The organism is Ruegeria sp. CDSB086, assembly GCF_059611065.1.
The window spans coordinates 682,957-709,883 of sequence record NZ_JBXWOV010000001.1; the positions used below are offsets into that span (position 1 = coordinate 682,957).

Below are 26,927 nucleotides of genomic sequence, written 5' to 3' on the forward strand. Positions count from 1 at the left end.
GACAAAAGCACGAAGAGGGCACAATGGCCGCAGGCGTAAAAAAGTTATCAAAGACCTTTGTCTGGATTCTCATGGGCCTTTTGATGCTCGGACTTGCAGGGTTTGGCGCAACCAGCCTCTCTGGCACCGTGCGTTCGGTGGCCCAAGTCGGGAATGAGGATATCTCGGTTGATGACTATGTCCGCGAGCTGCAGCGCGAAATTCGCGCGGTTGAACAACAGACAGGCCAGCCTTTGCAAATGTCGCAGGCCATTGAATTTGGTCTGGATCGTCTTGCCTTGTCGCGCCTGACGGCTTTAGCAGCGCTGGACAATGAGGTCGGTTTGTTGGGTATCTCGATCGGTGATGAGAACCTGCAGGAAGAAATTGTTGCGATTCCGGCTTTTCAGGGCGTCAACGGCACATTTGACCGCGACGCGTATCAGTTCCAACTGGAACAGGTCGGCATGTCAGACACCGAGTTCGAATCGGACCTGCGCAAGGAAACATCCCGCACAATCGTGCAGAGTGCCGTGGTTAGCGGTGTGAAGATGCCCGAAACCCTCACGCAGGTGTTGACCGACTACGTTGGTGCCCGCCGCAGCTTTACCGTCGCAACTTTGGCGCCTGACGCCCTGCCCGCACCTGTTGCCGCCCCGACCGACGAGCAGGTCCAAACGTTTTATGATGAGAACACCGAGCTGTTCACCCTGCCGCGCACCAAAAAGCTGACGTATGCGATCCTGTCACCCGAAATGCTGCTCGACGACGTGGAAGTCGACGAGGATTCGGTAAAGCGTTTGTACGAACAGCGCGCAGCTGAATTCCAACAGCCCGAGCGTCGCCTAGTTGAACGCCTGACCTTTCCGGATCAAGAAGCAGCACAAACTGCCATGGCTCAGCTAGAGGTCGGCGGTGCAACCTTCGAACAACTGGTTCGGGATCGCCAACTTGAGCTCAGCGATATCGACCTTGGCGACGTCACCCGCGAGGATCTGGGCGAAGCAGCCGATGGTGTCTTTGCTGCCGATCTGGACGCTGTTGTCGGCCCGCTGCCTTCCACCTTCGGACCGGCGCTGTTCCGCATCAATGGCTCGCTTGCCGAAAACAACACGTCGTTTGAAGATGCCGCCCCTGCCCTGCGCGAGGAATTGGCAGCCGATCGCGCCCGCCGCCAGATTGAGGCGCAGGCCGAGGATATCAATGACCTGCTGGCCGGTGGCGCGACTTTGGAAGAACTGACCTCCGAGACCGAAATGGAGTTGGGCCAAATCGACTGGAGCGCGCAAACCGGTGAAGGCGTGGCCGCCTATGACGGGTTCCGCAGCGCGGCCGAAGCCGTACAGGACGGCGACTTCCCCGAGGTTGCGTTCCTCGAGGACGGCTCGATCTTTGCTCTGCGTCTGAACGAGGTTCTCGAACCCCGGCCCGAACCGCTAGAGACCGCACGCGATCGTGTCGTTGCCGCCTGGACACAGGCCGAAACCAACACGGCATTGGAAGAACAGGCAAATGCGGTTCTGGAACAGGTGCAGGCCGATGGTGACTTTACGGCCACCGGATTGCCGTTCCGCGTTGAAAACGCCCTGACCCGCACGGCCTTTTTGGAAGATGTACCTGCAGACTTCATGACGCAGATCTTTGAAATGGAACAAGGCGATCTGCGCGTCATTCCCGGTGCCGGAACCGCGTTTATCGTGCGTCTGGACGAGCTACTGCCGCCTGCCGAAACAGATGAGCTGCGTCAGGTCCAAGCGGCCCTTACCGCGCAGCTGGATCAGGCTTTGGCCCAGAACATCTTTGATGCGTTTGTCCGCGATGCACAGGTCCGTGCCCGTCCCGTCGTAGATCAGCAGGCCCTGAATGCTGTTCAGGCGAGCTATTAAAAGAGACTGAATATGGCGCTGACCCCCGACTTCGACAGCTTCGCCCGCGCTTATGAGGCAGGCGAGAATCAGGTTGTCTACACACGCTTAGCCGCTGATCTGGACACGCCGGTTTCCTTGATGCTCAAGCTGACAGGCGCGCAGAAAGACGCGTTCATGTTGGAATCGGTCACCGGTGGTGAGGTTCGTGGCCGCTATTCGATCATCGGGATGAAGCCGGACCTGATCTGGCGCTGCCAAGGCGAGACGTCCGCGCTGAACCGCTCGGCGCGGTTCGACCCCGATGCGTTCTCGCCCCAAACCGGCAACCCGATGGATAACCTGCGGGCGCTGCTTGCGGAAAGTAAGATCGACCTGCCGGACGACCTACCCCAAGCCGCAGCCGGGCTGTTTGGCTATCTCGGCTATGACATGGTGCGGCTGGTGGAATACCTGCCTGATGTGAACCCTGATCCGCTCGGCCTGCCTGATGCCATCATGCTCAGACCCTCGGTCATTGCTGTGCTGGACGGCGTCAAAGGCGAGGTCACGGTTGTGTCGCCTGCATGGGTCAGCGAAGGGCAATCGGCCAAGGCTGCTTATGCACAGGCCGCAGAACGTGTTATGGACGCAGTACGCGATCTAGAACGTGCCATGCCCGCCGAAACTCGCGATCTTGGGGATGCTTCCGAGGTGGCTGCGCCAGTGTCGAATTTCACCAAATCCGGCTATCTGGAAGCGGTCGAAAAGGCCAAGGAATACATCCGCGCGGGCGACATCTTTCAGGTTGTTCCGGCGCAGCGCTGGACGCAGGATTTTCCGCAACCTCCCTTCGCGCTCTATCGTTCGCTTCGGCGCACGAATCCATCGCCCTTCATGTTCTATTTCAACTTCGGCGGCTTTCAGGTCGTGGGCGCCAGCCCCGAGATTCTGGTCCGCGTCTTTGGCGATGAGGTCACGATCCGCCCCATCGCCGGCACTCGGCCACGCGGCGCGACCCCCGAAGAGGATAAAGCCAACGAAATTGATCTTCTGGCCGACAAGAAAGAGCTGGCCGAGCATCTGATGCTGCTGGATCTGGGCCGAAACGACACCGGGCGCGTGGCAAAGATCGGCACTGTGCGCCCAACCGAAGAGTTCATCATTGAACGCTACAGCCACGTGATGCACATCGTCTCCAACGTTGTTGGTGAGTTGGCCGAAGACAAAGACGCGCTAGATGCTTTCTTTGCCGGAATGCCTGCAGGCACCGTTTCAGGCGCGCCCAAGGTCCGCGCAATGGAGATCATCGACGAGCTCGAGCCCGAAAAGCGCGGCGTTTACGGCGGTGGTGTGGGGTATTTCAGTGCTGGCGGCGACATGGATATGTGTATCGCCCTGCGTACGGCCATCGTGAAAGACCATAAGCTTTATATTCAGGCAGGCGGAGGCGTGGTCTATGACAGCGACCCCGAGGCCGAATTCATGGAAACCGTCCACAAATCGAACGCCATTCGGCGTGCGGCTGCAGACGCGGCCCGATTCACCGGCTCTGGCAACTCTTAAAGAATAGCGGCTGACCTCATGGTCAGCCGTTTTTCATCTTCAGCCTTACTGAGCTTCTTGCGTCATGACCGCTGAAATCGGGGCCATGGCCACGCGGCCACCGCGATCTTCCAGCCCCCATAACAACAGGGCCGAGATCGTGTCCGGGCGCAGCCGTCCCAACATGACGACAGTTCCCTGCTGGCCAGCCCGGAACGCCGCTTGATCCAAGAAACGTCGCATGATCGTGGGGTCCTGACGGGCACCGTCGATGTCGCGAAAGATGACCCCGGAAGGGATGCCATTGCGAGCGGCCAGTTTCTGGACAGTGTTCAGGCCATTATCCTGGGTGATAAGCCCGCGCCCGGTATCACCGGCAATTGCGGCCACCTGATCGGCCAATTTGCGATTGCCCTGAATGCCGGTTCCCACGCCTTCCAGAATACCAACGGTTTCCGGCAGAGTGTCCAGCCACACAGCCATCGAAACCTCAGCATCTTGTGCGCTGGCCGCCTTGGGCAAGTCGGCAAGGGCCAGAACCTCGAAACCCGCTGCGCGATGGCGGGCCATTTTTTCGGCCGCATCGGGGTCAGACGGGCTGACGGCAAAGCTCAATGGGTATGGGAAATCCTTCAACGCCTCGGCTCCAAAGGCCCCTTCATCATCAATCAAAATGATCGACATAAGCGGTTTGGCCTCGGGGTTTTCGAACTTGGCGGCATAGGCATCAATTGGCTTACCGGGCAGAAGTACCGCGGGTTGCTCGTCCGCTGAAACCGGCGCGTCATCGCGTTCAGTCAGCGGGACGACTCGTTTACCAACGGTCAGACCGTCGGCATCCGTTTCTTCACCGCCGATCTGTGGGACCGCTGCGATCCGGGGCAGCTTTTTGAGCTGTGGGTCTTCTTCCCCTTCTACGGCAATCGGGTTTTCCTCAAGCGGATCGACCTCGGGCTCCAGGGGTTCGATTGCCGTGGGTTCAGGCTGCGGCTCGGGTTCCGGTTGAACCGCTGCGACCTCGGGCTCGGGCTGAGGTTCTGGTTCGATTTCAGTTTCGGTGACTTCCGGCAACGGCTCTGCGATTTCAGGCTGGGTCTCTGTCACCTCGGGCTGCACCTGTTCCACTTCCGGTTCGGGCAGTATTTCCAGGACTTCGGGCGCGGGCTGCGGCTCAACCTCGGCAATGGTCTCTTCTTGCTTGGGTGCAACCGGCGGTTCCGGCGCGGTTTCCGAAATGATCGGCTCGCCTTCGGTGCTCGGCAATGGTTGCAATTGCGCAGGCGACTGCGGCACAACCGGAGCCTCGTTTGATGTGGTTACCTCAACCGTTTCAGGTATTTCGACCCCTTCGACCTGCGTGACGACCTCACTGATCGTCGGCTCAGAGTCTGGCACAGTCTCTACATCCGCCAGCCCTGCAAGATTGTCCGTTTGATCCCCGGACGCATCGGATGTCACCGGCGCCGCGGTTACCAGATCGGCATCTGCCACCGTCTCAGCCGCTTCGGCGCTGACCTCGGGGGTCGCAGCCGGTGCCGGCTCGGGGGCCTCGGCGTTTACAACCGGTTTCCGGGTCAAAGGGGTATTCAGGGATAGTACCACACCAAGCAGACCAACAACGACCGCCCCTGCGATCATCCCGCCTAAAAATCCGCCCATCTTAACTGCCTCTCGCCTTCATCCTGCTTCGATCGCCTCAACGCCGTTTACCGCGCCTTTGGCCTGCGATTGCGCCCTGAACAGGATGTCCTCTTGACGCTGCCCCGCAAGCCTGAGCATGTATGTCCCGACATTATACCGTGGCCAGGGGCTGTATCGCCAGTCCGAAATGCCCAAGCCGAGACAAGTACCCAAATGCTGCTGCTGATCGACAACTACGACTCGTTTACCTACAATCTGGTACACTATTTAGGCGAACTTGGCGCCGAAATGGTCATTCGGCGGAATGACGCCCTGGATGTACAAGAAGCCATGGCGATGAACCCTGCAGGAATTCTCCTCAGCCCTGGCCCGTGCGATCCTGATCAGGCCGGTATTTGCCTTGCGCTGACAGAAGCAGCAGCCGAAACAAAGACACCGCTTCTGGGGGTCTGTCTTGGTCATCAGACGATTGGGCAGGTGTTTGGCGGCAATGTTGTCCGCTGCCACGAGATTGTCCACGGCAAGATGGGTATGATGCACCACACCGGTAAAGGCGTGTTCGCTGGCCTGCCCACCCCGTTTGAGGCGACCCGCTATCATTCGCTTATCGTGGATCGGGACACGTTGCCAGATAGCCTTGAGATCACAGCAGAACTGGAAGACGGCACCATCATGGGCCTGCAACACAAAGAATTGCCCATTCACGGCGTACAGTTCCACCCGGAATCAATCGCCTCTGAGCATGGCCACGCTCTGCTCAAGAATTTCCTGTCCGAGATGAAAGTTCCTGCATGAGCGACGCTCTGAAGCCACTGATCGGAGCCGCTGCCGATCGACCCTTAACGCGTGCCGAGGCTGAACAAGCGTTTGGCATCCTGTTTGATGGCGAAGCCACGCCCAGCCAGATTGGCGGCCTGCTGATGGCGATGCGCACTCGTGGTGAAACGGTGGACGAATATGCAGCCGCTGCCGCCGTGATGCGCGCAAAGTGCAATGCGGTGAAAGCACCGGCGGGTGCGATGGATATCGTTGGGACGGGCGGCGACGGTAAAGGCACCCTGAACATTTCCACCGCCACAGCGTTTGTTGTGGCTGGGGCTGGTGTCACCGTCGCCAAACACGGCAATCGAAACCTCAGTTCCAAGTCAGGTGCCGCGGACGCCTTGGGACAGCTGGGCATCAACGTTATGGTTGGCCCGCAAACCGTTGAAAAGGCTCTGCAAGAAGTCGGCATCGGCTTTATGATGGCACCTATGCACCATCCTGCGATTGCGCATGTCATGCCCAGCCGGCAAGAGCTTGGAACGCGTACGATTTTCAACATTCTTGGCCCGTTGACCAACCCCGCTGGTGTTCGGCGTCAACTGACCGGTGCGTTCAGTCGCGACCTGATCCGCCCAATGGCGGAAACGTTGGGACTGCTGGGCGCTGAACACGCCTGGTTAGTGCACGGATCAGATGGCACGGATGAGTTGACGATCACCGGCGTAAGCTGGGTCGCCGCGCTGGAAGAGGGCGTTGTGAAAGAGGTCGAGCTGCATCCTGAAGACGCAGGGCTGCCGGTCCACCCGTTCGAGGATATCATCGGCGGAACGCCCGAGGAAAACGCCGTGGCCTTCCGCGCCTTGTTGGACGGCGCGCCATCGGCCTACCGCGACGCTGTTCTGTTGAATTCCGCTGCGGCCCTTGTGGTTGCTGGCTCTGCTGATGACTTGAAAGACGGTGCTGCCAAGGCGCGGGAAAGCATCGACAGCGGAAAAGCTAAAGACAAAATCGCGGCCCTGGCCCGAATTACGCAGGAGGCCGCATGACCGAGACGGTTCTGGACAAGATCAAAGCCTATAAACTTGAAGAAGTTGCGGCAGACAAAGCGCAGAAGTCGCTGGAAACACTGGAAAACGAGGCCCGCAACGCGCCCGAGGTTCGCGGTTTTGCCGATGCGCTTCGAACAGCGGCGCGTCGGGGGTACGGCCTGATTGCCGAGATCAAGAAAGCCAGCCCGTCCAAGGGTCTGATCCGCCCGGATTTCGATCCACCCGCTCTGGCCAAAGCCTATGAGGAAGGCGGCGCTGCGTGTTTATCGGTGCTGACCGACACGCCGAGTTTTCAGGGTGCAAAAGAGTACCTGACCGAAGCCCGGGCTGCCACCGAGCTTCCGGCGCTGCGCAAGGATTTTATGTACGACCCCTATCAAGTGGTCGAAGCGCGTGCTTTGGGCGCAGATTGCATTCTGATCATCATGGCATCGGTCGACGACGCGCAAGCCGCCGAACTGGAGCAGACGGCATTAGACTGGGGTATGGATGTGCTGATCGAAGTTCACGACCAGGAAGAACTGGAACGTGCCGCCCTTTTGAAAAGCTCGCTGATTGGAATAAACAATCGCAATCTCAAGACCTTCGAGACATCTCTTGATACCACACGGCATCTGTCCAAGCTTGTACCAGCGGGCCGGACGATCGTTTGCGAAAGTGGTTTGAGCACACCGGAAGATCTGGCAGACATCGCACGTTACGGCGCGCGCAGCTTCCTGATCGGTGAAAGCCTGATGCGTCATGACGACGTGGCAGCAGCCACCCGCCACCTTTTGGCAAGCCCTCTAATCCCCGGAGTCATGTGATGCCGCTGACCCATTTTGATGCTCAGGGACAGGCCCATATGGTCGATGTCTCGGACAAGGAAGTCACCGACCGCGTCGCCGTGGCGGCTGGCCACATCAAAATGGCGCAGGACACCTTTGATCTGATTTCCGAAGGCCGCGCCAAGAAAGGTGATGTTCTAGGCGTGGCGCGTCTTGCGGGCATCATGGGCGCAAAGAAAACGCCTGATCTGATCCCTTTGTGTCACCCGCTGCCAGTCACCAAAGTTGCAGTCGAACTGACGCTGGATCCCGACTTGCCCGGCGTGCTGGTCGAAGCCACTGTCAAAACATCGGGCCAGACCGGTGTCGAGATGGAGGCGCTGACCGCCGTGTCCACGGCTGCGCTAACGGTCTATGACATGACAAAGGCCGTGGATAAGGCGATGGAAATTGGCGGTATCCGCGTATTGCTAAAAGATGGCGGTAAATCAGGACGTTACGAAGCAAAATGATCACCGTCGAAGAGGCCCGCGCGCTGTTGTTTGAACTGGTCTCGCCCCTGCCAGCCGAGACCGTTGCTCTGTCCGACGCCGCAGGTCGTATTCTGGCTCAGGATATCGAGGCCACCCGCGACCAGCCGCCGTTTGAGGCATCCTCGATGGACGGCTACGCGCTGAAAGCGACCGAGGTCGAGCTGCACGCCATGTTCAAGGTCATCGGCGAGTCGGCCGCTGGCAACCGCTACACTGGTCGCGTCGGGCCTGGACAGGCAGTGCGTATCTTCACCGGCGCCCCAGTCCCCGAAGGTGCTGATTTCGTTGTCATACAAGAAAATACCGAACGTCGCGGCGACCTGATCACAATCTCGGACCTGCCAAGCCCAAAAACGAATATCAGACCTGCAGGCGTCGATTTCAAAGCAGGAACAATGATCTCGGCCCCCCGTCGTTTGCGCGCAGAGGACATCGCGCTGATAGCGGCGATGAATGTTGCGACCGTACCAGTGGCTCGAAAGCCTGTCGTCGCTCTAATCTCCACCGGTGATGAGCTGGTGATGCCGGGTGAAACCCCCGGCCCCGATCAGATCATCGCATCCAATACGTTTGGCTTGAAAGCACTGTTAGAGGACGTTGGCGCGCACGTCCGCATCCTTCCGGTCGCGCGCGATTCGGTCTCATCGCTTGAAACAGCCTTCGGACTGGCCGAAGGAGCAGATCTGGTTGTGACCATCGGCGGCGCATCGGTTGGAGACTACGATCTGGTGTCAAATGTCTCAACCGGGCTGGGAATGGAGCAATCTTTCTACAAGATCCGAATGCGCCCCGGCAAACCCCTGATGGCGGGTCGAATGGGACAAACGGCAATGGTCGGCTTGCCCGGAAATCCTGTTAGTGCAATGGTTTGCGGCTATCTCTTCCTGTTGCCAATGGTGCGTCGGATGTTGGGTGTCGAACAGGTTCTGCCCCCATTGCGAACCGCAAGGCTTGCTGAACCGCTCGGCGAAAACGGTCCGCGCGAACATTACATGCGGGCTATGCTGGATGAAACCGGCATTCGCGCATGTTCCGATCAGGACAGTTCGCTGCTCAGCGTTTTGGCGCAGGCAAACGCTCTTTTAGTTCGTCCACCGGATGATCCTGCCCGGCTTGCCGGAGATGAGGTTCAGTACCTGCCGATCTAAGCGTCGCTCAAATCCGTTGACACAAAACGTGAACATGCGTAGAACAAAAGAAAACGCATTACCGATGAGGTGTGAGCAATGTTGACCAAGAAGCAGTTGGATTTGTTGGAATTCATTCACAAACGCGTTCAGGCGGACGGTGTTCCGCCCAGTTTCGATGAAATGAAGGCCGCGTTGGACCTCAGGTCCAAATCCGGCATCCACAGATTGATTACGGCACTAGAAGAACGCGGGTTCATTCGGCGTCTGGCGCACCGTGCGCGGGCCATTGAAATCGTCAAACTGCCGGAAAGCCTGGGTGGAGAACCCACAGTGGCCTTCAAGCCGCGTGTGATCGAAGGCGACAAGCCGTCCGGCCCCCGCCCCGCGAATTTTGAGCCGGTGACCGTCGATGCGATGGAATTGCCAGTGATGGGCCGCATCGCCGCCGGTGTTCCAATCGAAGCGATCAGCCATGTGTCGCACCGCGTCGCGGTACCCGGAACAATGGTTTCCGGAAAAGGAGAGCACTACGCACTGGAAGTGCGTGGCGACTCGATGATCGACGCCGGAATCAACGATGGCGACGTGGTGGTGATCCGGGAAACCTCGGTTGCTGATAACGGCGATATCGTTGTTGCCCTTGTCGAAGATCAGGAAGCCACCTTGAAGCGGTTCTTCCGCCGAGGTCAGGCGATTGCGCTTGAGGCTGCGAACCCCGCCTATGAAACCCGCGTCCTGCCAGAAGATAAGGTCAAGGTGCAGGGTCGTCTGGTTGGACTGATCCGCAGCTACTAAAACTGCTTGGTATCCCGGTTCCCGGATGTGTTCGGGGACCAGAGCCTGTCGCCCATCGCTTCTCTAGACGTTGTGATCTTGCCGCCCGACAGGGACAGACTTCCCGTTGCCAGCAGCCGTTTCGGATCGAAGACTTCACAGCCGCCGGACAGTTGCAGCGCCACGGCAGAAATCACGATCTGATCGGCATTGCAGGCACTGATCCCGCGCGCCGCGCGTTTGCCTGTAACGTGCAACACCTCTTTGCCCTGCCAGTCATACCGTTGAATGGTGCCGGAATCATGCGGCCAACGGCTGGCCGCATGCAGCTGATCTGCCCCGTCCCCATCATTTTCCAGCCAGACGGTTGCGACAAACCCGCTTCCCTTTTTCTTACTCAAGGCGCGTCCTTGTTCGGTCATCACGCCAACAAGACCACCACTATCCGCAACCAGTATTTCAGGGCGATTTCCCTGCCCCCATAATATCAACGCCACGGCCATTGGTGCCACCCCAACCCATTTGGCCCGTCCTTGCCACAGCGCAAGCCACAGGCCGCCAACCGCAATTAGCGGCAGGACAGGGTGCGGCGGGCTGACAACATATCCTTGCGCGCCGTCAAATCCCGATACCCATTGCGAAACCGCAAGAATCCACTCTAAACCCAGCCCCATCACTGCCAGCGGCACCATCTCAAGACCGAATGGCGACAGCAGTGCTGCCACCACGGCCGAGGGGACGACAACCATGCCCATGACGGGCACCGAAAGCATGTTGGCAAGAAGACCATAGTGAGACAATGTGTTGAAATGCGCCGCACCAATTGGCGCGGTTGCAAATCCCGCGATAGCTGAGGACATCAGTAGGCCCGCAACAGGTTTCAGCCACTTTGGCCCCGGCATCGGTCCAATGTCACGCAACGCTCCGAACACCGCCACAAGCGCTGTCGTTGCGGCAAAAGACATTTGAAACCCCGGGCTAAGCAAGGATTCGGGGCGCAGACTGAGTACGATAAGTGCGGCGACCGCAACGGCCCGTAGGGAAATCGCGCGTCTGTCAATCAGGATGGCCATCAGCATGACACTTGCCATGACAAAAGCGCGTTCCGTGGCGACGTTTCCCCCAGACAGCAACAAGTAGATCGTGGCCGAGACCATCGCACAGACAGCCGCCAGTTTGCGCACAGGCAATCTGAGAGCCAGCGCAGGATTGGTTGAGAAAAAAAGCCTGCACATCAAGTAGACGAACCCGGTCAGCAAGCCCATGTGGAGGCCCGAAATCGCCAACAGATGCGCCAGGTTGGATGCGCGTAGTGACTTCAGCGTTTCTTGCCCCATACCGCTGCGATCACCCGTTGTGACGGCGGCCGCAAACCCGCCAATCTCACCCGGCAGGATCGTGCGGACATGGTGGGAAATCGCCATTCGCCATGCCGTAATGCGGATGCCTTCGGGCTGCGGGGGCGCAGCGATCAGCACCGGAACTCGGGTGTATCCCACGGCCCCCAGCCGTTGAAACCACGCGTGTCGCTGAAAATCGAACCCTCCCGGTTCCACCGGGCCTTGTGGGGGCGACAAATGGGCAGTGGTCATGATCCTTTGGCCGGGCGCTAGTGAGCGTGCGTCGCCGTGCAAGGAAAGCCGGACGCGCTGCGGCCGCCGGTCACCGGGCACATCCCCTATACGCACCCGATCCAGCGTAATCCGCAGCGCATCCGACGCAGAGCGGTCCATGGCTACAACCCGCCCCTCGACCGGGCCGTAATAACGCCAGGACAGGACCGGCTCTGCCACCGTGTGGGCGCGCCCGCCCGCCAGGATAAACCCGGCAGCGATCAGCGCCCCCCCTGTTGTCAACGCAGCCCAGCCAGACGGAAGCCAGCGCACCAAGCCTAAGCAAATCGCGATCACGGCAACGAGGCCTGCATAGATCATCCACCCCGGTTCAAACCGCAGGCTGAAATACAGACCAATCCCGACTGCCAAACACACCGGAGACCACTGAAACAAATACCCTGTCTGGTTCAGTAACGCGGTCTCGACCCGTGCCAGAACACGCATGGTTGCCCCCGTCCTTCCGGCTCGTTAGACAGGCGCCAATCTATGCCCGACACGGTTACCAAAAGGTTAATCCACACAATGTCCGATCAGGTCGTCACTCGTTTCGCCCCGTCCCCAACCGGTTTCCTGCATATCGGCGGGGCCCGTACGGCGCTGTTCAATTGGCTTTATGCCCGCGGCCGCGGCGGCAAGTTCCTGTTGCGGATCGAAGACACCGACCGCGAGCGTTCTACCCCAGAAGCAACGGCTGCGATCCTGCAAGGGATGGAGTGGCTGGGCCTTGATCACGACGGCGATGTAATCAGTCAATTCGAGGGTGCCGAACGTCACGCCGAGGTGGCGCATCAGTTGCTGGTTGAGGGCAAGGCGTACAAGTGCTTTTCAACGCAGGAAGAGATCTCGGCCTTCCGCGAACAAGCGCGGGCCGAGGGGAAATCGACCCTGTTCCGCAGCCCTTGGCGCGATGCAGAAGCGTCCTCCCATCCGGACGCTCCGTTTGCGATCCGCATCAAGGCGCCTCAGGACGGTACAACGGTAATCCGCGATCAGGTTCAGGGTGACGTGACCATTCGCAACGATCAGTTGGACGACATGATCCTGCTGCGGTCGGACGGCACTCCGGTCTACATGCTTGCAGTTGTGGTCGACGATCACGACATGGGCGTGACCCATGTAATCCGTGGCGACGACCACCTGAACAACGCCGCGCGGCAGATGATGATCTATGAGGCGATGGGCTGGGACGTCCCGGTCTGGGCGCATATCCCTCTGATCCACGGGCCGGATGGTAAAAAGCTGTCCAAGCGCCACGGTGCTTTGGGCGCGCAGGAATATCAGGCCATGGGCTATCCAGCCGCAGGTATGCGCAACTATTTGGCGCGTCTGGGTTGGAGCCACGGCGATGATGAATTCTTTACGGACGCGCAGGCCAAAGAGTGGTTCGATCTTGACGGAATCGGCAAAAGCCCTGCCCGTTTCGACCTGAAAAAACTGGAAAATCTGTGCGGGCAGCATATCGCCATCGCGGATGATGCTGCATTGCGGCAAGAGATCGAAGCCTATCTGGCAGCGGCAAATTTACCTAACCTCACGGAAACACAATCCGGTGATCTGGAACGTGCGATGTATTGCCTCAAGGATCGCGCGCGGATGTTCCCGGAACTTCTTGAAAAAGCTCACTTTGTATTGACATCTCGGCCAATTGACCCCGATGAAAAGGCTGCAAAAGCGCTGGCCTCAGTATCCGATGGTATACTGAGTGAATTGACGCCGCACGTGCAAAATGCTAGCTGGACGCGAAACGAACTGGAGCAAACCCTAAATTCGTTTGCAGAAGCGAAAGAGGTTAAGTTCGGCAAACTGGCGGGCCCGTTGCGGGCGGTGTTGGCAGGTCGGGCAGTGACGCCTTCAGTTTTTGACATGATGCTTGTGCTGGGGAAGGAAGAAACCCTGGCCCGGCTTTCTGACGCAGCGACGTAAACCCAATCTTCATATTTGGGTAACGCTGCTCCGCTAACACCCGGACTGCGCGCCCGCGCGCAGCCGTTGCCCGCAAGGTCGGACAGCGATTCGACATGCGTAAGAATGAGGAAGGGACACTATGACCGACAGCAATAAAACAGCCACTCTGACAGTCCATGGTGAAACGTACGAGTTGCCGGTTCATTCTCCGACCGCTGGACCTGACGTCATCGACATCCGTAAACTGTACAGCGATGCCGGAGTGTTCACCTACGACCCCGGTTTTACGTCGACCGCAAGCTGTGACAGCACCATTACTTATATTGACGGCGAAAAAGGCGAGCTGCTGCACCGTGGCTATCCGATCGACCAGCTGGCCGGAAAATCGCATTTCCTAGAAGTTTGCTATCTGCTGCTGTACGGAGAGCTGCCGCAAGCCAAAGATCTAGAGCAGTTCGAAACCACCATCACGCGCCACACCATGCTGCACGAACAGATGCAGTACTTCTATCGCGGCTTCCGTCGGGATGCGCATCCGATGGCGATTATGGTGGGTGTCGTTGGCGCAATGTCGGCGTTCTATCACGACTCAACCGACGTATCTGATCCGCATCAGCGCGAGGTCGCCTCGCACCGTCTGATCGCCAAGATGCCGACAATCGCCGCATGGGCCTATAAGTATCACATCGGCCAGCCCTTCGTTTATCCGCGCAACGATCTGGACTACGCGTCCAACTTCCTGCGCATGTGCTTTGCGGTTCCCGCCGAAGAATATGAGGTAAACCCGATCCTCAGCCGTGCGATGGACCGGATCCTGACTTTGCACGCGGATCACGAACAAAACGCGTCTACCTCGACCGTGCGTCTGGCATCTTCGTCGGGCGCCAACCCGTTCGCATGTATCGCGGCGGGCGTGGCCTGCCTTTGGGGCCCTGCCCATGGTGGCGCAAACCAGGCGTGTTTGGAGATGTTGGAAGAGATCGGTTCCGTCGATCGTATTCCGGAATACATCGACCGTGCCAAGGACAAAAACGACCCGTTCCGCCTGATGGGCTTTGGCCACCGCGTCTACAAGAACTTCGACCCGCGCGCGACTGTGATGAAGCAATCAGCCGACGAAGTGCTTGAACTGCTTGGCGTCGAGAACAATCCGAAGCTGCAGGTTGCCAAGGCACTAGAAAAGCAAGCACTGGAAGATCCGTATTTCGCCGAGAAGAAACTGTTCCCGAATGTGGACTTTTACTCGGGCATCATCCTCGAGGCGATGGGTTTCCCCACCTCAATGTTCACGCCGATCTTCGCGCTGTCGCGCACCGTTGGCTGGGTCAGCCAATGGAAAGAGATGATCGCAGATCCACAGAACAAAATCGGTCGTCCGCGTCAGCTGTATCTGGGCGAAACGACCCGCGATTATGTGGACATCGAAAACCGCTGATTGCCGGTTACAATTTTGAAACGCCTCGGACCCGTGTCCGGGGCTTTTTCCTTTTAGAAAAGGGTCAATTGGTCCCCTGCCTGCGCGGGCCTGGAAAACAGATCACATCGTAGCGGCGGTGTTTTTGTGGCCAACCCCAAACGTTTGACCGCGAGCTTGAAGCGCTTGGCCACCAGCCCGGCATACTCACCCTCCCCCCGCATGCGGTGCCCCCAACGCGGGTCATAGTCACGACCACCGTGCATTTCGCGCAGTTTGGACATGACCTTTTCAGCTCGCGCCAGCTCATGCTGATGCAGCCAGGATTGCCACAGCTCAGAGACTTCGCGCGGAAGGCGCAGCATGATCCAGGTTGCGGAATCAGCGCCCGCGTCTCGCCCGGCTTCCAGCATGGATTCCAATTCGTGATCCGTCAGACCCGGTATCAAAGGCGATGTCATGACGCGTACCGGCACTCCTGCATCGGTCAACCGCCGGATCGTCGCCAGCCGTCTTACAGGGGATGGCGCGCGTGGTTCCATCCGTCGAGACAAGCCTGGGTCCAAAGTTGTCAACGAAATGCCGACCCGAACCAATCCAAGTTGCGCCATAGGGGTAAGGATATCCAAGTCCCGCTCGATCATCGCACCTTTGGTCACGATTGCGACCGGGTGCTGGAACTCTTGCAAGACCTGCAGGCAAGCCCGTGTGATTTGGTGGTATTTTTCGATCGGCTGATACGGGTCGGTGTTTGTTCCCATCGCAATGGTCGCCACTTTGTACCGGGCTGAGGACAGTTCTTTCCTCAGAACCTCTGCCGCGTTTGGCCGTGCAATCAGCCGGGTTTCAAAATCCAATCCCGGCGACAATCCCAGATAGGCATGTGTCGGGCGGGCAAAACAGTACACGCACCCATGCTCGCACCCGCGATACGGGTTAATCGAGCGGTCAAACGGCAGATCGGGCGATCGGTTGTAGGTGACCACACTGCGCGCTACCTCTTCTCGGACCTCGGTTCTGAGCTGGGGAAGTTCTTCTTCCATCTCCCAGCCATCGTCACAGGCCTCGGTCGCAAAGCGTTCGAATCTGCCTGATTCATTGCTGGCCACGCCGCGGGCCCTTATGTTGAGTGCAGGCATATTTGTTCCCGTTATGTTCTTGCTCATGAATCAATAGACCCTGAATCGCCATGCGACAAGGAAAACTGCGCGAACCGCCCTATTCGCCCCCGATCCTGGACGACCGGTTTTTCCCCGGTTGTGAACAGATTGCAGGATGTTGTTGCAGATAATTCCATCGTGATCGCAAACAATTTGACGTATAGGTCGGTCCCGGAACTGCCAAGGTCGCAATCGTAACAGTCTAACTGCGACGAAATGGCCAAAACGGAAAAAATGCCACCACGGGCCGATGGCCCGCCCAGCACAGGGAAATGCCCCATGTCCGATGAAGAAGACATCGTCCTGTCCGAACTCAACGACGACGAACTTGTCGAGCAGATGTTCGACGATCTTTATGACGGCCTGAAAGAAGAGATCGAAGAAGGTGTGAACATCCTGCTTGAACGCGGATGGACACCATATGACATCCTGACCAAAGCATTGGTCGGTGGCATGACCATCGTGGGCCACGATTTCCGCGACGGCATCCTGTTCGTGCCGGAGGTTTTGCTGGCGGCCAACGCGATGAAAGGTGGGATGACGATCCTCAAGCCGCTGCTGGCCGAAACCGGCGCGCCGCGGGTCGGCAAGATGGTGATCGGCACCGTCAAAGGCGACATCCATGATATCGGCAAAAATCTGGTGTCGATGATGATGGAAGGAGCCGGTTTTGAGGTCGTGGATATTGGCATCAACAACCCGGTCGAAAACTATCTGGAAGCACTGGATTCCGAACAGCCAGACATTTTGGGCATGTCGGCCCTGCTGACCACAACGATGCCCTACATGAAAGTGGTCATCGACACGCTGATCGAACAGGGACGGCGTGAAGATTACATCGTACTGGTTGGCGGTGCCCCTCTGAACGAGGAATTCGGCAAGGCCATCGGCGCAGACGCCTATTGCCGTGACGCCGCTGTGGCGGTGGAAACGGCCAAAGACTTTGTTTCGCGCAAGCACAACCAGCTTGCCGGCTGATCCTGCTCACAGGGAAATGATCAAGGCCGCCCTTTAAAGGGCGGCTTTTTTCGTTTTTGGGCTTGCTACTCATGGAAATTTGGACAAATTAAGCCTGTAGTTAAGGCCCAGTTTGTTACGCGGGTTTGGTTAAAGAGTTTTTGGGGTACGGAATGCCGACGACATTCAATGCTATTTTTCTTGGTAATCTTGCAATCATCGACCCGACTGAGGGTAACAACACCGCTGAAAACGCGGGCGCTTTGGTTGGACAAACTTTTGGTGGTCCGGGTGATCCATTACTTGACGACGCTGTCGTTTGGACACCGGTAGGAAACCCTGGTGGAACCTACGAAAACAACGCCAACTCTGACGTGGATTTTTTTGCAATTGATGGCGCTGCGACCACTTTCGATGCAGCTGTCGCCTACAATGCGACAATTACGTATGTCGACGGCACAACGGCAGACATAACGGCAGTCATCGCGCAAGACACGCTCGGGAACACTTTTCTGGTTCCAGAATTCTCAGCCAACAGCGATCAGGCCGCATTGGAATTTGCGGGCATCAGGTCACTAACGCTCAACAGTATAAACACCGCCACAACTACGGGTTTGAACGCTGACCGTGAATCCTGGGACATCGCCAGATGTTTCGCAACCGGCACTCTGATCAAAACGGAACGTGGTTTGGTCGAGGTCGAGAATTTGCGCGTGGGTGACAAAATTCCGACGCTGGATCATGGGCTGCAAACACTGCGTTGGATTGGCTCTCAGACCGCGCGTGCCGCAGGCGTGTTCACGCCTGTGCTGATCAGGGCGGGTGCGCTTGGCAATGATCGCGATCTCTTGGTCTCGCAACAGCACAGGATGCTGATCAGCGACTGGCGGGTCGAGCTGCATACGGGCCACGCTGAGGCGCTGGTGCCTGCCAAGCATTTGGTGAATGGCCGCGATATCGTGATGAAGCCCGGCGGTCTTGTGACCTATTATCACCTAATGTTCGATCAGCACGAACTGATCTGGGGCGAAGGGTGCCTGAGCGAGAGCTTTCACCCCGGAATCCAGGCGTGGAACAGTTTTGAGCATGAAACACGGCAAGAGATCCTGTCGCTATTTCCGGAACTCACCAGTCACGGGATCACCGCCTATGGCCCCCCTGCCCGCCCATCGCTTCAGTCTTTTGAAACGCGTGCGTCGGTGGCCTGACACGGGATGTCGGAAGCGGGCTTGCCTTAATCCGGCATTCATTCTTTGATGCTGCAATCCTTCAGGGAATTGACGATGCAGCAGAACACCACACCGGATGACGCAAGCCTGACGACAAAAGGCTATACCGAAGACACTCGGCAAGGCGGCATACTGCTATTGGCATGCGGTGCGTTGGCGCGCGAAATCCTGCATCTAAAAAAACGCTATGGCTGGGATCATATGACCCTGACTTGCCTGCCCGCGATACTGCACGTCCACCCCGAACGGATTACGCAGGCTGTCGAAGAAGCTGTTGCCAAGCACCGCGGTAACTTTGATCAGATCTTCGTCGTCTATGCCGACTGTGGCACCGGAGGGTTGTTGCAGAAGGCTTGCGAAGAGATGGGCATTGAGATGATCAAAGGCCCGCACTGCTATTCCTTTTTCGAAGGAAATCAAGCCTTTGAAGACCATGGCGATGATGAAACGACGGCCTTTTATCTGACAGATTTTCTGGCCCGTCAGTTTGACGCCTTTGTGTGGAAACCGCTGGGCCTAGATCGTCACCCCCAGTTGCGGGACATGTATTTCGGGAACTATACCAAGCTTGTCTATCAAGCCCAAACAGACGACCCGGACCTGACGGCCCGCGCACAGGAATGCGCCGAACGCATGGGTTTGACGTTTGAACGGCGCTTCACCGGCTATGGCGATCTTGAAACCACCCTGACCGAGTGGGCCACCCGCAAGCCGACAGCCTGATCGTCAGGCGTTCTCTTGCGCGACTTCGCGGATACGCTCGATCATCGACCGCAAACCATTTGACCGCTGCGCGGACAGGTGATCATTCAGCCCAAGGCGCGCCAACTCGCCGCCCGCGTCGACCTGTGGGACTTCGCCCACGGGCAGGTCATTATACAAAGACCGAAGCACCGCAATCAGCCCGCGCACGATCAACGCGTCGCTGTCGCCGTCGAACCGGAAAACACCGCCGTCGATCATGGGGTGCAGCCACACCTGACTGGCACAACCATGCACCTTGGTGGCCGGCACTTTGAGCGCATCATCCAGCGGCTCCATCGCCTTGCCCTGATCGATGACGTGGCGATACCGGTCTTCCCAGTCATCCAGAAACTCAAAATCCTCGACGATTTCCTCAAAGGCGGGCGTTGCCATTTCGCAGCGGTCCTTTTTGTTGCGATCACATTTGTGACCTATGCCTCTGTTGGGCACCTGTCCAGCCCCGGTGTGGGTTTTCAATCTTTGGAATTTACGATAACCCATTGCTGAAAATACTTCTCTGGGCTTTGGGACCATGAAAAAATCAACACCTCTTCTATTGGTCAGCACTCTGGCACTGGCGGCCTGCAGCGGCTGGAGCGAGTCGCGCGTGAATCCGACCAATTGGTTCGGGTCCAGTACACCCGCCCCTACTGAAGTATCCGTAAACGAAGCCGATGCTCTGGTGCCCGAAGGGCGTGACGGCCCGGGCCTGTTTTCGCGACCCGAAAAGGAAGTGATCGGCTTTGCCATAACCAAGGTAGATGAGCTACGCATCGACCCCACGCCAACTGGGGCAATCATCTATGTCAAAGGTACGGCCTCAAGACAGGGGGCTTACAATGCGCGCCTTGTCCGCGTGGAAAACGAAGAGAACGAAAAAAACGGCATTCTGGAATACACGTTTGAAGTCAGCTACCCAAGCTACGCGACCAATCTGGGCTCCGAAAGATCGCGTGAGGTCAATGATGCCACTACGGTTGGCCGAGCTGAGCTGCGAAACATCCGTCTGGTTCGCGTTCGCGGCGAACAGAACACATTGGAATCCCGGCGGCGCTAACGGTCGCTAAAGCGACACGACTTGTACGGATTGCCCCTTGGCGGCCAGAGCGATCTTGCCGTCACACAGTTTCAGGGCATCTTCGCCAAACACCTCAAATCGCCAGCCTGACATTGAAGGCAGCTTGCGCTCGCCCGCAGCCAATTGGTCCAGTTCGGAACTTGTTGCGATCAGCTTCGCCGCCACGCCTGAGCTTTCGGTTTTGGACTTGAGCAACACGCGCAGCAGATCGGCAAGCGCCGGGTTGATCTTTAGCTTGTCACGGCTGTTATCGACGCGCGGCATTTGATCGGCAGGGCAATTTACCCCGCGTTTCACCGCCGCCAGAATACCATCGGCAATCGCGCCTTTGCGTGCCTCGCGCAGCAGCAAACGCGAACCGCCGAGATCCGATGGCGTTTTCGGCTTGGTTGAGGCAAGCTCGATCAGGGCGTCATCCTTGAACACACGGCTGCGCGGAACGTTGTTCTCCTGCGCATAGGATTCGCGAAACTGCGCCAACTCGCGCACGACGGCCAGGAACTTGGCCGAATTCGTCCGGGTTTTTACCCGCTTCCATGCATCTTCAGGACGGATATCGTAAGTTCCGGGCTGGGTCAGGGTGCGCAACTCTTCGGATACCCAATGGCTGCGCTGTGACTTGTTCAACTGGGCCGCCAGATATTCGTAGATCTGCCGCAAATGCGTGACATCTGCCAAGGCATAGGTCTTTTGTGCATCTGTCAGCGGCCGACGTGACCAATCGGTAAAACGCGAGGTTTTGTCGACGCCTTCCTTGCAGATTTTACGCACCAAAGTCTCGTAGCCCACCTGCTCACCAAAGCCGCAGACCATCGCGGCGACCTGGGTGTCGAACAGAGGTTGCGGGAACACGGACGCCTCGACCCAGAAAATCTCAAGATCCTGCCGCGCGGCGTGAAACACTTTGACCACGCTTTCATCACGAAACAGCTCATAAAGCGGATCCAATGACAGGCCATCGGCCAATGGGTCCACCAGAACGGCACTGCCTTCATCATCAGATGGAACCGCAAGCTGCACCAAACAGAGTTTTGAATAGTAAGTCCGTTCGCGCAGAAACTCGGTATCTACGGTGACATAGTCATAATCCGCCGCGGCCTTGCAGAAATCGGCCAGCTCTTGCGTCGTCGTCAGGGTTTTCATGCGCGGTACTGTTCTTGCTCTTGTTCTGTGCGGCTGATTGTCTGTTTCATTCCGTACCCAGCCGTATTGCGGACCATAGGATGAATTTGACGCGCGTGTAAATCACCCTGAGACGTTCAGGGCAGCAACACCGGAGTCCGATCCCCACTGGCGTAACGGCGCAACACTGTAGGGTAGAGTTTGTGTTCCCACACCAGCACCCGGGCGGCCAATCCCTCGGGCGTATCACGCGGTTCAATATTCACCCGCGCCTGCCCAAGGATCGGTCCGTCATCCAAAGCTGCGGTGACTTCGTGGACCGAACATCCATGTTCGGCATCCCCGGCTTCAATAGCGCGCGCGTGGGTATTGAGACCCTTGTATTTCGGCAGAAGCGAAGGGTGGATATTCAGCATCCGCCCCTGAAAGCGCGAAACGAAATCACCGGTCAGAACGCGCATGAACCCTGCAAGGCAAACGATATCGGGTTGCGCCTCTTCCAGCGGTTTCAGCAACTCGGCCTCAAACGCGGCGCGGTCACCCTTGAACGGTCTGTGATCCACCGACGCGGTTGGAATGCCACGCTCTGCCGCCTTTGTCAGCCCACCCGCGTTCGCATCATTGGACAGAACCAGGCCGGGCCGCGCAGGGTGATCGCCGGTCATGCTGTCGACCAGCGACACCATGTTCGAGCCACCACCCGAGATCAGAATTGCGACGCGCTTATGGCTCACAACAGGGTGCCCGAATAGGCCATGCCCGCTGTCCCGGTCACAGTGCCGATCCGCGCAACCGTTTCGCCCGCGTCGGCCAGTAACCCCGCCAGATCATCCGCGCGATCCGCGTCACATGCGACGATCATGCCAATGCCGCAGTTGAAGGTTTTCAGCATCTCGGCCTCGACGATTCTACCGGTTTCCGCCATCCAGCGAAATACAGGCGGCAAGTCCCATGCATTCAGGTCAATCTCGGCGCCCAACCCCTCGGGCAACACGCGCGGCAGGTTTTCGGTCAGGCCACCGCCAGTGATATGAGCCAGTGCATGAACGCCCCCTGCCCGGATCGCCTGCAACGCAGGTTTCACATACAGACGCGTTGGGGTCAGCAGCGCCTCACCCAGAGAACCGTCGCTGAACGGGGATGCTGCATCCCAGTCCAGGCCCGAAATTTCGACAAGTTTCCGAACCAGCGAGTAGCCGTTGGAATGCACACCGTTCGACGCCAGCCCCAAAAGCACGTCGCCGTCCTGAACGCCGGCCGGCAGATGCGCACCACGCTCCATCGCGCCGACCGAGAACCCGGCCAAATCGAAATCACCATCCGGGTACATGCCGGGCATTTCAGCAGTTTCACCGCCGATCAAAGCGCATCCGGATTGGACGCAGCCTTCAGCAATGCCTTCGATGATCCGCGCGGCTGTGTCGGTATCCAGTTTGCCGGTCGCAAAGTAATCCAGGAAAAACAGCGGCTCAGCACCCTGACAGATCAGGTCATTGACGCACATGGCCACAAGGTCGATGCCCACACCGTCGACAACACCGGTATCAATGGCAATGCGCAGCTTGGTGCCCACCCCATCGGTGGCCCCAACCAGAATCGGGTCCTGATATCCGGCATCCTTTAGATCGAACAGAGCGCCAAAGCCGCCCAGCCCGCTCATCACACCCGAGCGGTTGGTTCGTTTTGCGGCCGGCTTGATCCGGTCGACTAGGGCATTCCCCGCATCAATATCAACGCCTGCATCGGCATAGGTGATTCCGTTCTTGCCCGTGGTCATGGCCAGCCCCTTATGAATGGTTCCCGCGCGGGTTAGTCGATTGTGCGACTTGTTGCAACGGTCAGGCTTGACGCGGCCGTTCACCATGGTACTCAAAGCGCTCAGGCGGGCCTGTAGCTCAATTGGTTAGAGCAGAGCGCTCATAACGCTTTGGTTGCGGGTTCAAGTCCTGCCGGGCCTACCACCGTCTACTTGTACATTGTTATCAGTTTCAGATGCTTGCCAGACCAGCGATGCATGGTGTTTCTACTGTCCTGCCCAAACATAAGATGCATTCTTCTAAATCTGCAGGATTGCCCAGTAACTCTGAACCTTATTCAAACCCCTAGAGTTCGGAGTCCCCGCTCAAGCGGAAGTGCCATTTGGTACATTCAAGAGAAATGACACATCCGCATACTATACTTTTGGATATATCACCTATTCGAATGGGTTTTTGGCTATCCCATTTCCATTTAGTGAAACTTGAAAATTCATGTTTTTATGATCTTGCACGTCCCATACATGTGCATCCCAGCCTCCGACCCGCACCCAGTAGGAGGAAATTGACCGGCTTCGCGACCCCTCCGCTCACTCGGACCGCGAAGCTGGTTTTTTTGTGCTGTTTTCGAAATGGAAATAGGCTTTCAAAGCCAAAGCGCACCGGCAAACCTCCAATTGAAGTCCCTTCCTACTTTGGAGGTTCACCTAAGTATCCACCAAAGTACCCGACCATCGCACCCAATACGCCAACTACGATGACAATCGAGATCAATGCGCCACTGCTTTTTGAGTAATATCCAAGCGTCACGAGCCCGACGACAAATATACCAACCAAGAAATACAATACAGTGTTGTCCATACCTAAACCTATGCCGTAAAAGACGTTCTGTAACGTTACGATAGAAATGCGCCTCAAGTCTAATGGGCGAGTTACACAGCATTCGAAGCTAGGGTACGAACTCGTCCCCGCCCAAAAAAACCCGCGTTGTTCGGAGGGAAACCGTTACAAACAACGCGGGAGGCAGTTGGGGTAGTGAAGGCGATACGGAGCGGGTCAAGAATTGGACCAAAAAACCCCGGGTAAAGCCGTTCGGTCTAATATGGGGCGGTAACTTTACGCTTCAGGATCTGTCGCTTCAGCCTTTTGGAAAACTGCCAAGGTGACAAACAACCCTCCGATCAGCAGCAAATGGCCCAATGCGGTTACACCGAAAACAAAATAGCTACCAACCATCAGCGAGAAGATTGCGCTCCACATCCATGCCAACATCTGCATCAGCATGTGTGCTGTGGATAGAGAGTATTTTTTTAGTGGGTTTTTCGTTTCATCCATTACCGATACCCACGATGATTTCACGTCGAAACTATTGGTCATGACTTCCTCCCATTCTAAAGGTTGTACGGGGTGATCGGTGCTTTAGACCAAAGAAAAATCTTACGCGCCGCTTGTGGCTGCGACACAAATCATGAATTCCGGTCCTACCAAAATCATCGCCCAACAATGATATCTGCGCAAAGACCGCCCAGCCTTTCACTTTTACCAAGCCGCAGAACACCGCCATGTGCGCGGGCAATATCCGCAACAATCGCCAACCCAAGACCAACGCCACTGCCCTGATTCTGGTTGCGTGCAGGATCAAGACGCGAGAACGGTTTTACAGCCTCAGTGCGCTGCTCTACCGGAATGCCTGGTCCGTCATCTTCGACCCGGATGCGCGTGGTTTTGGGCGTCAGGGACAAGCTGACCTCGGCGCTGTTGCCGTATCGCACCGCATTGCCAATCAGGTTCTCGACCGCGCGGCGCATGGCCATGGGGCGCAGCATCGCCGTGCCGTCACCTTCGACTGAGACCAATTCAGCCTGATGACCTGCCCGTCGCGCGTCTTCGACGATCTGACGCAACAACACTGCGGGTTCGATCGCCTCGGCTGGCCCCTCGGCGACACCACGTGAGAAATCAAGGAACGCATCCAGCAGCAATTGCATTTCGTCCACGTCCTGTTTCAGCGGTGCCGCCTCATCCTCGGGCAACATGGAAAGCCCCAGTTTCAGGCGCGTCAGCGGTGTTCTCAGGTCGTGGCTTACACCCGACAGCATCATAGTACGCTGTTCCATCTGTCGCTCGATTCTAGCCCTCATTTCCAGAAACGCACTGCCAGCAGCGCGCACTTCAATTGCGCCCCCTGGCGTGTATGGCACCACCCTGCCCCGACCAAAGGCCTGCGCAGCGTCAGAAAGGCGGGTAATAGGCCGCAGCTGATTGCGCATATAGAGGAATGAGATCGTCGTCATCACAACGGCAAAGAACATCATGGTCACAATCAACTGATGCGGCGCCGTGGGCGACAGGCGGCGGCGATCTATCGTCAGCTGAAGCAGCCCCAGATCGGTTTCAAGGTACAACCGAGCTTCATCACCCGAAGGCAAAGCGACGGCGGCCAGATCGGGCAGCCCCGCACGCAAATGGGATTCGACCTGTGGTGCGATAAAATCGTACCATCGACGCCCGTCCGTCATCAGGTTTTCGTCGCCGTCAACAAAACGGGCTTTCATATCAAGAACCGATAAATCCAGGCGTATCGCTGCCAGAGCCTGCTGCTGGGTCTCGGCCTTTTTCATGGTTTCCAGCACCAACGTCACTTCGCGCGTGGCGGTCTTGGTCATCTGCGCGGTGACGTCTTCGAGATGCTTTTGCAAAAAGGCAATCCCCACCACCAACAGCAGCACGACAACTGGAAGAACCAGAATTAGTGCGGCCCGGGCATACAGGCTGCGCGGCATATATTGTTTGAGCCATCGACTGAACATGCGCTAAACCTAACGGGCTGATCCGCCAAGAGAAAGAGCTCAGAATGCAGGCGCCTGACGATTTCAACCCGCCCCCCGGTCTGGCGATGGACTTACAGCCCGGCCTGCGTCGGATACTTGCGCCGAATCCGTCCCCGATGACCTATCGCGGTACGAACACGTACCTTTTGGGAGAACGTGATTTGGCGGTCATTGATCCCGGTCCTTTGAGCGATGCTCATCTTGAAGCGATTCTGGATGCGGTGCGCCCCGGACAGCGGATCAGCCATATCATCGTCACGCACAGCCATCTGGACCACTCGCCGCTTGCTGCACCATTGGCAACACGCACCGGCGCGCCGATTCTGGCCTTTGGCGGACCGCAGGCCGGACGCAGCGAAGTGATGGCGCAACTGGCGCGGCAGGGTCTGGCCGGAGGTGGCGAAGGAATCGACACAGCGTTCCGCCCGGATATCGAGGTGGCAGATGGTGAGGTTATTGCGGGCGATGACTGGCAGCTAGAGGTCATCCATACGCCTGGTCACTTGGGCAATCATATCGCTTTGGGCTGGGGTGATGTTTGCTTTACTGCCGATCATGTCATGGGATGGGCCAGCTCGCTGGTTTCTCCACCGGATGGGGACCTGACAGACTTTATGCAGGCGTGCCACAAGTTGCGTGCGCGGGATTGGGCTGTGTTTCACGCGGGTCACGGTGCAGAGATCACCAACCCTTCTGAACGGTTGGATTGGCTGATCACTCACCGGCTGTCCCGCGAGGCGCAGATACTGGCGGCATTGGAGGAGCAGCCCGGAAACGCCCGATATCTGGCCGAGCGCGTCTATACCGGCACGCCAGCCGCGCTTTTGCCCGCGGCTGAACGCAACGTGTTCGCACATCTAGTTGATCTTTATAGAAAATCACAAGTTTACACTTTCGACGCACTTTCAGTCGATGCCATGTTTTCAAGGTCAGCCTGAACAGGCAGAACTTTTTTTCCGTTTGATGCAGTTCCCCTCTGGACGGGCAAAAAACGGGTTGTTATACGCCCCTCAGTTCCGGCGTAGCTCAGCGGTAGAGCAGTTGACTGTTAATCAATTGGTCGTAGGTTCGATCCCTACCGCCGGAGCCA

The 26,927-nt window shown here is 57.6% G+C and carries 25 protein-coding genes and 2 tRNA genes; 17 read left to right on the forward strand and 10 right to left on the reverse strand.

The annotated features are described in order from the left end of the window. Positions 1-23 precede the first annotated feature (23 nt). Entirely contained in the window at positions 24-1,865 is a 1,842-nt protein-coding gene (locus tag AC2FIO_RS03390) for a peptidyl-prolyl cis-trans isomerase (RefSeq protein WP_496695603.1), read from the forward strand. 12 nt (positions 1,866-1,877) lie between these two features. Continuing rightward, the gene (gene trpE / locus AC2FIO_RS03395) at positions 1,878-3,389 is read left to right on the forward strand and encodes an anthranilate synthase component I (protein WP_496695605.1); all 1,512 of its coding nucleotides are present in this window, start codon (positions 1,878-1,880) and stop codon (positions 3,387-3,389) included. A gap of 45 nt (positions 3,390-3,434) precedes the next feature. On the opposite strand, the gene AC2FIO_RS03400 is transcribed toward trpE, so the two are convergent. Then, entirely contained in the window at positions 3,435-5,027 is a 1,593-nt protein-coding gene (locus tag AC2FIO_RS03400) for a divergent polysaccharide deacetylase family protein (RefSeq protein ID WP_496695608.1), read from the reverse strand. A gap of 195 nt (positions 5,028-5,222) precedes the next feature. Here AC2FIO_RS03400 and AC2FIO_RS03405 point away from each other — a divergent pair, with 195 nt between their 5' ends. The 6 genes from AC2FIO_RS03405 (at position 5,223) to lexA (ending at position 10,048) form a co-directional block, all read left to right on the forward strand. Further along, the gene (locus AC2FIO_RS03405) at positions 5,223-5,804 is read left to right on the forward strand and encodes an anthranilate synthase component II (protein WP_058271745.1); all 582 of its coding nucleotides are present in this window, start codon (positions 5,223-5,225) and stop codon (positions 5,802-5,804) included. Then, on the forward strand, positions 5,801-6,820 hold the full coding sequence (gene trpD, locus AC2FIO_RS03410; protein WP_496695609.1) for an anthranilate phosphoribosyltransferase: 1,020 nt from the start codon (positions 5,801-5,803) through the stop codon (positions 6,818-6,820). The genes AC2FIO_RS03405 and trpD overlap by 4 nt, the downstream gene beginning before the upstream one ends. Continuing rightward, positions 6,817-7,629 carry an indole-3-glycerol phosphate synthase TrpC gene (gene trpC, locus AC2FIO_RS03415; RefSeq protein ID WP_496695611.1) on the forward strand — a complete coding sequence of 271 codons (813 nt, stop codon included), beginning with the start codon at positions 6,817-6,819 and terminating at the stop codon, positions 7,627-7,629. The genes trpD and trpC overlap by 4 nt, the downstream gene beginning before the upstream one ends. Continuing rightward, entirely contained in the window at positions 7,629-8,102 is a 474-nt protein-coding gene (gene moaC / locus AC2FIO_RS03420) for a cyclic pyranopterin monophosphate synthase MoaC (RefSeq protein WP_170413610.1), read from the forward strand. Before trpC ends, moaC begins: the two co-directional genes overlap by 1 nt. Beyond that, on the forward strand, positions 8,099-9,271 hold the full coding sequence (locus AC2FIO_RS03425; RefSeq protein ID WP_496695614.1) for a molybdopterin molybdotransferase MoeA: 1,173 nt from the start codon (positions 8,099-8,101) through the stop codon (positions 9,269-9,271). The genes moaC and AC2FIO_RS03425 overlap by 4 nt, the downstream gene beginning before the upstream one ends. Before the next feature lie 78 nt (positions 9,272-9,349). Next, on the forward strand, positions 9,350-10,048 hold the full coding sequence (lexA, locus tag AC2FIO_RS03430; protein WP_058271750.1) for a transcriptional repressor LexA: 699 nt from the start codon (positions 9,350-9,352) through the stop codon (positions 10,046-10,048). On the opposite strand, the gene AC2FIO_RS03435 is transcribed toward lexA, so the two are convergent. Beyond that, positions 10,045-12,087 carry a ComEC/Rec2 family competence protein gene (locus AC2FIO_RS03435; RefSeq protein WP_496695616.1) on the reverse strand — a complete coding sequence of 681 codons (2,043 nt, stop codon included), beginning with the start codon at positions 12,085-12,087 and terminating at the stop codon, positions 10,045-10,047. The genes lexA and AC2FIO_RS03435 overlap by 4 nt on opposite strands. Before the next feature lie 78 nt (positions 12,088-12,165). Between AC2FIO_RS03435 and gltX the strand changes: the two genes are divergently transcribed. Continuing rightward, positions 12,166-13,566, forward strand: a complete 1,401-nt coding sequence (gltX, locus tag AC2FIO_RS03440; RefSeq protein WP_496695651.1) for a glutamate--tRNA ligase — start codon at positions 12,166-12,168, stop codon at positions 13,564-13,566. 121 nt (positions 13,567-13,687) lie between these two features. Continuing rightward, the gene (gene gltA, locus AC2FIO_RS03445) at positions 13,688-14,983 is read left to right on the forward strand and encodes a citrate synthase (RefSeq protein WP_109311809.1); all 1,296 of its coding nucleotides are present in this window, start codon (positions 13,688-13,690) and stop codon (positions 14,981-14,983) included. 53 nt (positions 14,984-15,036) lie between these two features. Here the strand turns inward: gltA and AC2FIO_RS03450 are convergent, their stop codons facing one another. Next, on the reverse strand, positions 15,037-16,128 hold the full coding sequence (locus AC2FIO_RS03450; protein WP_496695618.1) for a PA0069 family radical SAM protein: 1,092 nt from the start codon (positions 16,126-16,128) through the stop codon (positions 15,037-15,039). Positions 16,129-16,401: 273 nt separating this feature from the next. Between AC2FIO_RS03450 and AC2FIO_RS03455 the strand changes: the two genes are divergently transcribed. The 3 genes from AC2FIO_RS03455 (at position 16,402) to AC2FIO_RS03465 (ending at position 19,031) form a co-directional block, all read left to right on the forward strand. Then, positions 16,402-17,100, forward strand: coding sequence for a corrinoid protein (locus AC2FIO_RS03455; RefSeq protein ID WP_058271755.1), 699 nt, complete (start codon positions 16,402-16,404; stop codon positions 17,098-17,100). A gap of 152 nt (positions 17,101-17,252) precedes the next feature. Next, the gene (locus AC2FIO_RS03460; protein ID WP_496695620.1) at positions 17,253-18,287 is read left to right on the forward strand and encodes a Hint domain-containing protein; all 1,035 of its coding nucleotides are present in this window, start codon (positions 17,253-17,255) and stop codon (positions 18,285-18,287) included. Positions 18,288-18,362: 75 nt separating this feature from the next. Then, entirely contained in the window at positions 18,363-19,031 is a 669-nt protein-coding gene (locus AC2FIO_RS03465) for a DUF1638 domain-containing protein (protein ID WP_472723853.1), read from the forward strand. 3 nt (positions 19,032-19,034) lie between these two features. Here the strand turns inward: AC2FIO_RS03465 and AC2FIO_RS03470 are convergent, their stop codons facing one another. Continuing rightward, positions 19,035-19,445: a SufE family protein gene (locus AC2FIO_RS03470; RefSeq protein WP_282118347.1), complete on the reverse strand. Its 411-nt coding sequence runs from the start codon at positions 19,443-19,445 to the stop codon at positions 19,035-19,037. 139 nt (positions 19,446-19,584) lie between these two features. On the opposite strand from AC2FIO_RS03470, the gene AC2FIO_RS03475 reads away from it, so the two are divergent. Continuing rightward, on the forward strand, positions 19,585-20,109 hold the full coding sequence (locus tag AC2FIO_RS03475) for a hypothetical protein (RefSeq protein WP_496695623.1): 525 nt from the start codon (positions 19,585-19,587) through the stop codon (positions 20,107-20,109). Positions 20,110-20,115: 6 nt separating this feature from the next. On the opposite strand, the gene rnd is transcribed toward AC2FIO_RS03475, so the two are convergent. The 3 genes from rnd to purM all read right to left on the reverse strand — a co-directional run bounded on the left by rnd (position 20,116) and on the right by purM (position 23,029). After that, positions 20,116-21,273, reverse strand: coding sequence for a ribonuclease D (gene rnd, locus AC2FIO_RS03480; RefSeq protein ID WP_496695625.1), 1,158 nt, complete (start codon positions 21,271-21,273; stop codon positions 20,116-20,118). Between the two features lie 116 nt (positions 21,274-21,389). Continuing rightward, the gene (purN, locus tag AC2FIO_RS03485) at positions 21,390-21,986 is read right to left on the reverse strand and encodes a phosphoribosylglycinamide formyltransferase (protein WP_496695627.1); all 597 of its coding nucleotides are present in this window, start codon (positions 21,984-21,986) and stop codon (positions 21,390-21,392) included. Continuing rightward, positions 21,983-23,029 carry a phosphoribosylformylglycinamidine cyclo-ligase gene (gene purM / locus AC2FIO_RS03490; protein WP_496695629.1) on the reverse strand — a complete coding sequence of 349 codons (1,047 nt, stop codon included), beginning with the start codon at positions 23,027-23,029 and terminating at the stop codon, positions 21,983-21,985. The genes purN and purM overlap by 4 nt, the downstream gene beginning before the upstream one ends. 107 nt (positions 23,030-23,136) lie before the next feature. On the opposite strand from purM, the gene AC2FIO_RS03495 reads away from it, so the two are divergent. Further along, positions 23,137-23,213: transfer RNA gene (locus AC2FIO_RS03495), tRNA-Ile, on the forward strand. Between the two features lie 483 nt (positions 23,214-23,696). Here the strand turns inward: AC2FIO_RS03495 and AC2FIO_RS03500 are convergent. The 3 genes from AC2FIO_RS03500 to AC2FIO_RS03510 form a co-directional block, all read right to left on the reverse strand. After that, on the reverse strand, positions 23,697-23,867 hold the full coding sequence (locus AC2FIO_RS03500) for a hypothetical protein (protein ID WP_496695631.1): 171 nt from the start codon (positions 23,865-23,867) through the stop codon (positions 23,697-23,699). Positions 23,868-24,122: 255 nt separating this feature from the next. Next, a complete protein-coding gene (locus AC2FIO_RS03505; RefSeq protein WP_058271760.1) occupies positions 24,123-24,383 on the reverse strand; it encodes a hypothetical protein in 261 nt (86 codons plus the stop codon). A gap of 113 nt (positions 24,384-24,496) precedes the next feature. Continuing rightward, a complete protein-coding gene (locus AC2FIO_RS03510; RefSeq protein WP_496695633.1) occupies positions 24,497-25,816 on the reverse strand; it encodes an ATP-binding protein in 1,320 nt (439 codons plus the stop codon). Between the two features lie 44 nt (positions 25,817-25,860). On the opposite strand from AC2FIO_RS03510, the gene AC2FIO_RS03515 reads away from it, so the two are divergent. Together AC2FIO_RS03515 and AC2FIO_RS03520 are read left to right on the forward strand one after the other, a co-directional pair. After that, entirely contained in the window at positions 25,861-26,775 is a 915-nt protein-coding gene (locus tag AC2FIO_RS03515; RefSeq protein WP_496695635.1) for an MBL fold metallo-hydrolase, read from the forward strand. Positions 26,776-26,852: 77 nt separating this feature from the next. Further along, positions 26,853-26,927 (forward strand) — tRNA-Asn (locus tag AC2FIO_RS03520).

Coding starts and splice junctions, on each gene's coding strand:
- AC2FIO_RS03390 (WP_496695603.1), top strand. CDS start 24: ATGGCCGCAGGCGTAAAAAAGTTATCAAAGACCTTTGTCTGGATTCTC.
- trpE (WP_496695605.1), top strand. CDS start 1,878: ATGGCGCTGACCCCCGACTTCGACAGCTTCGCCCGCGCTTATGAGGCA.
- AC2FIO_RS03400 (WP_496695608.1), bottom strand. CDS start 5,027: ATGGGCGGATTTTTAGGCGGGATGATCGCAGGGGCGGTCGTTGTTGGT.
- AC2FIO_RS03405 (WP_058271745.1), top strand. CDS start 5,223: ATGCTGCTGCTGATCGACAACTACGACTCGTTTACCTACAATCTGGTA.
- trpD (WP_496695609.1), top strand. CDS start 5,801: ATGAGCGACGCTCTGAAGCCACTGATCGGAGCCGCTGCCGATCGACCC.
- trpC (WP_496695611.1), top strand. CDS start 6,817: ATGACCGAGACGGTTCTGGACAAGATCAAAGCCTATAAACTTGAAGAA.
- moaC (WP_170413610.1), top strand. CDS start 7,629: ATGCCGCTGACCCATTTTGATGCTCAGGGACAGGCCCATATGGTCGAT.
- AC2FIO_RS03425 (WP_496695614.1), top strand. CDS start 8,099: ATGATCACCGTCGAAGAGGCCCGCGCGCTGTTGTTTGAACTGGTCTCG.
- lexA (WP_058271750.1), top strand. CDS start 9,350: ATGTTGACCAAGAAGCAGTTGGATTTGTTGGAATTCATTCACAAACGC.
- AC2FIO_RS03435 (WP_496695616.1), bottom strand. CDS start 12,087: ATGCGTGTTCTGGCACGGGTCGAGACCGCGTTACTGAACCAGACAGGG.
- gltX (WP_496695651.1), top strand. CDS start 12,166: ATGTCCGATCAGGTCGTCACTCGTTTCGCCCCGTCCCCAACCGGTTTC.
- gltA (WP_109311809.1), top strand. CDS start 13,688: ATGACCGACAGCAATAAAACAGCCACTCTGACAGTCCATGGTGAAACG.
- AC2FIO_RS03450 (WP_496695618.1), bottom strand. CDS start 16,128: ATGAGCAAGAACATAACGGGAACAAATATGCCTGCACTCAACATAAGG.
- AC2FIO_RS03455 (WP_058271755.1), top strand. CDS start 16,402: ATGTCCGATGAAGAAGACATCGTCCTGTCCGAACTCAACGACGACGAA.
- AC2FIO_RS03460 (WP_496695620.1), top strand. CDS start 17,253: ATGCCGACGACATTCAATGCTATTTTTCTTGGTAATCTTGCAATCATC.
- AC2FIO_RS03465 (WP_472723853.1), top strand. CDS start 18,363: ATGCAGCAGAACACCACACCGGATGACGCAAGCCTGACGACAAAAGGC.
- AC2FIO_RS03470 (WP_282118347.1), bottom strand. CDS start 19,445: ATGGCAACGCCCGCCTTTGAGGAAATCGTCGAGGATTTTGAGTTTCTG.
- AC2FIO_RS03475 (WP_496695623.1), top strand. CDS start 19,585: ATGAAAAAATCAACACCTCTTCTATTGGTCAGCACTCTGGCACTGGCG.
- rnd (WP_496695625.1), bottom strand. CDS start 21,273: ATGAAAACCCTGACGACGACGCAAGAGCTGGCCGATTTCTGCAAGGCC.
- purM (WP_496695629.1), bottom strand. CDS start 23,029: ATGACCACGGGCAAGAACGGAATCACCTATGCCGATGCAGGCGTTGAT.
- AC2FIO_RS03500 (WP_496695631.1), bottom strand. CDS start 23,867: ATGGACAACACTGTATTGTATTTCTTGGTTGGTATATTTGTCGTCGGG.
- AC2FIO_RS03505 (WP_058271760.1), bottom strand. CDS start 24,383: ATGACCAATAGTTTCGACGTGAAATCATCGTGGGTATCGGTAATGGAT.
- AC2FIO_RS03510 (WP_496695633.1), bottom strand. CDS start 25,816: ATGTTCAGTCGATGGCTCAAACAATATATGCCGCGCAGCCTGTATGCC.
- AC2FIO_RS03515 (WP_496695635.1), top strand. CDS start 25,861: ATGCAGGCGCCTGACGATTTCAACCCGCCCCCCGGTCTGGCGATGGAC.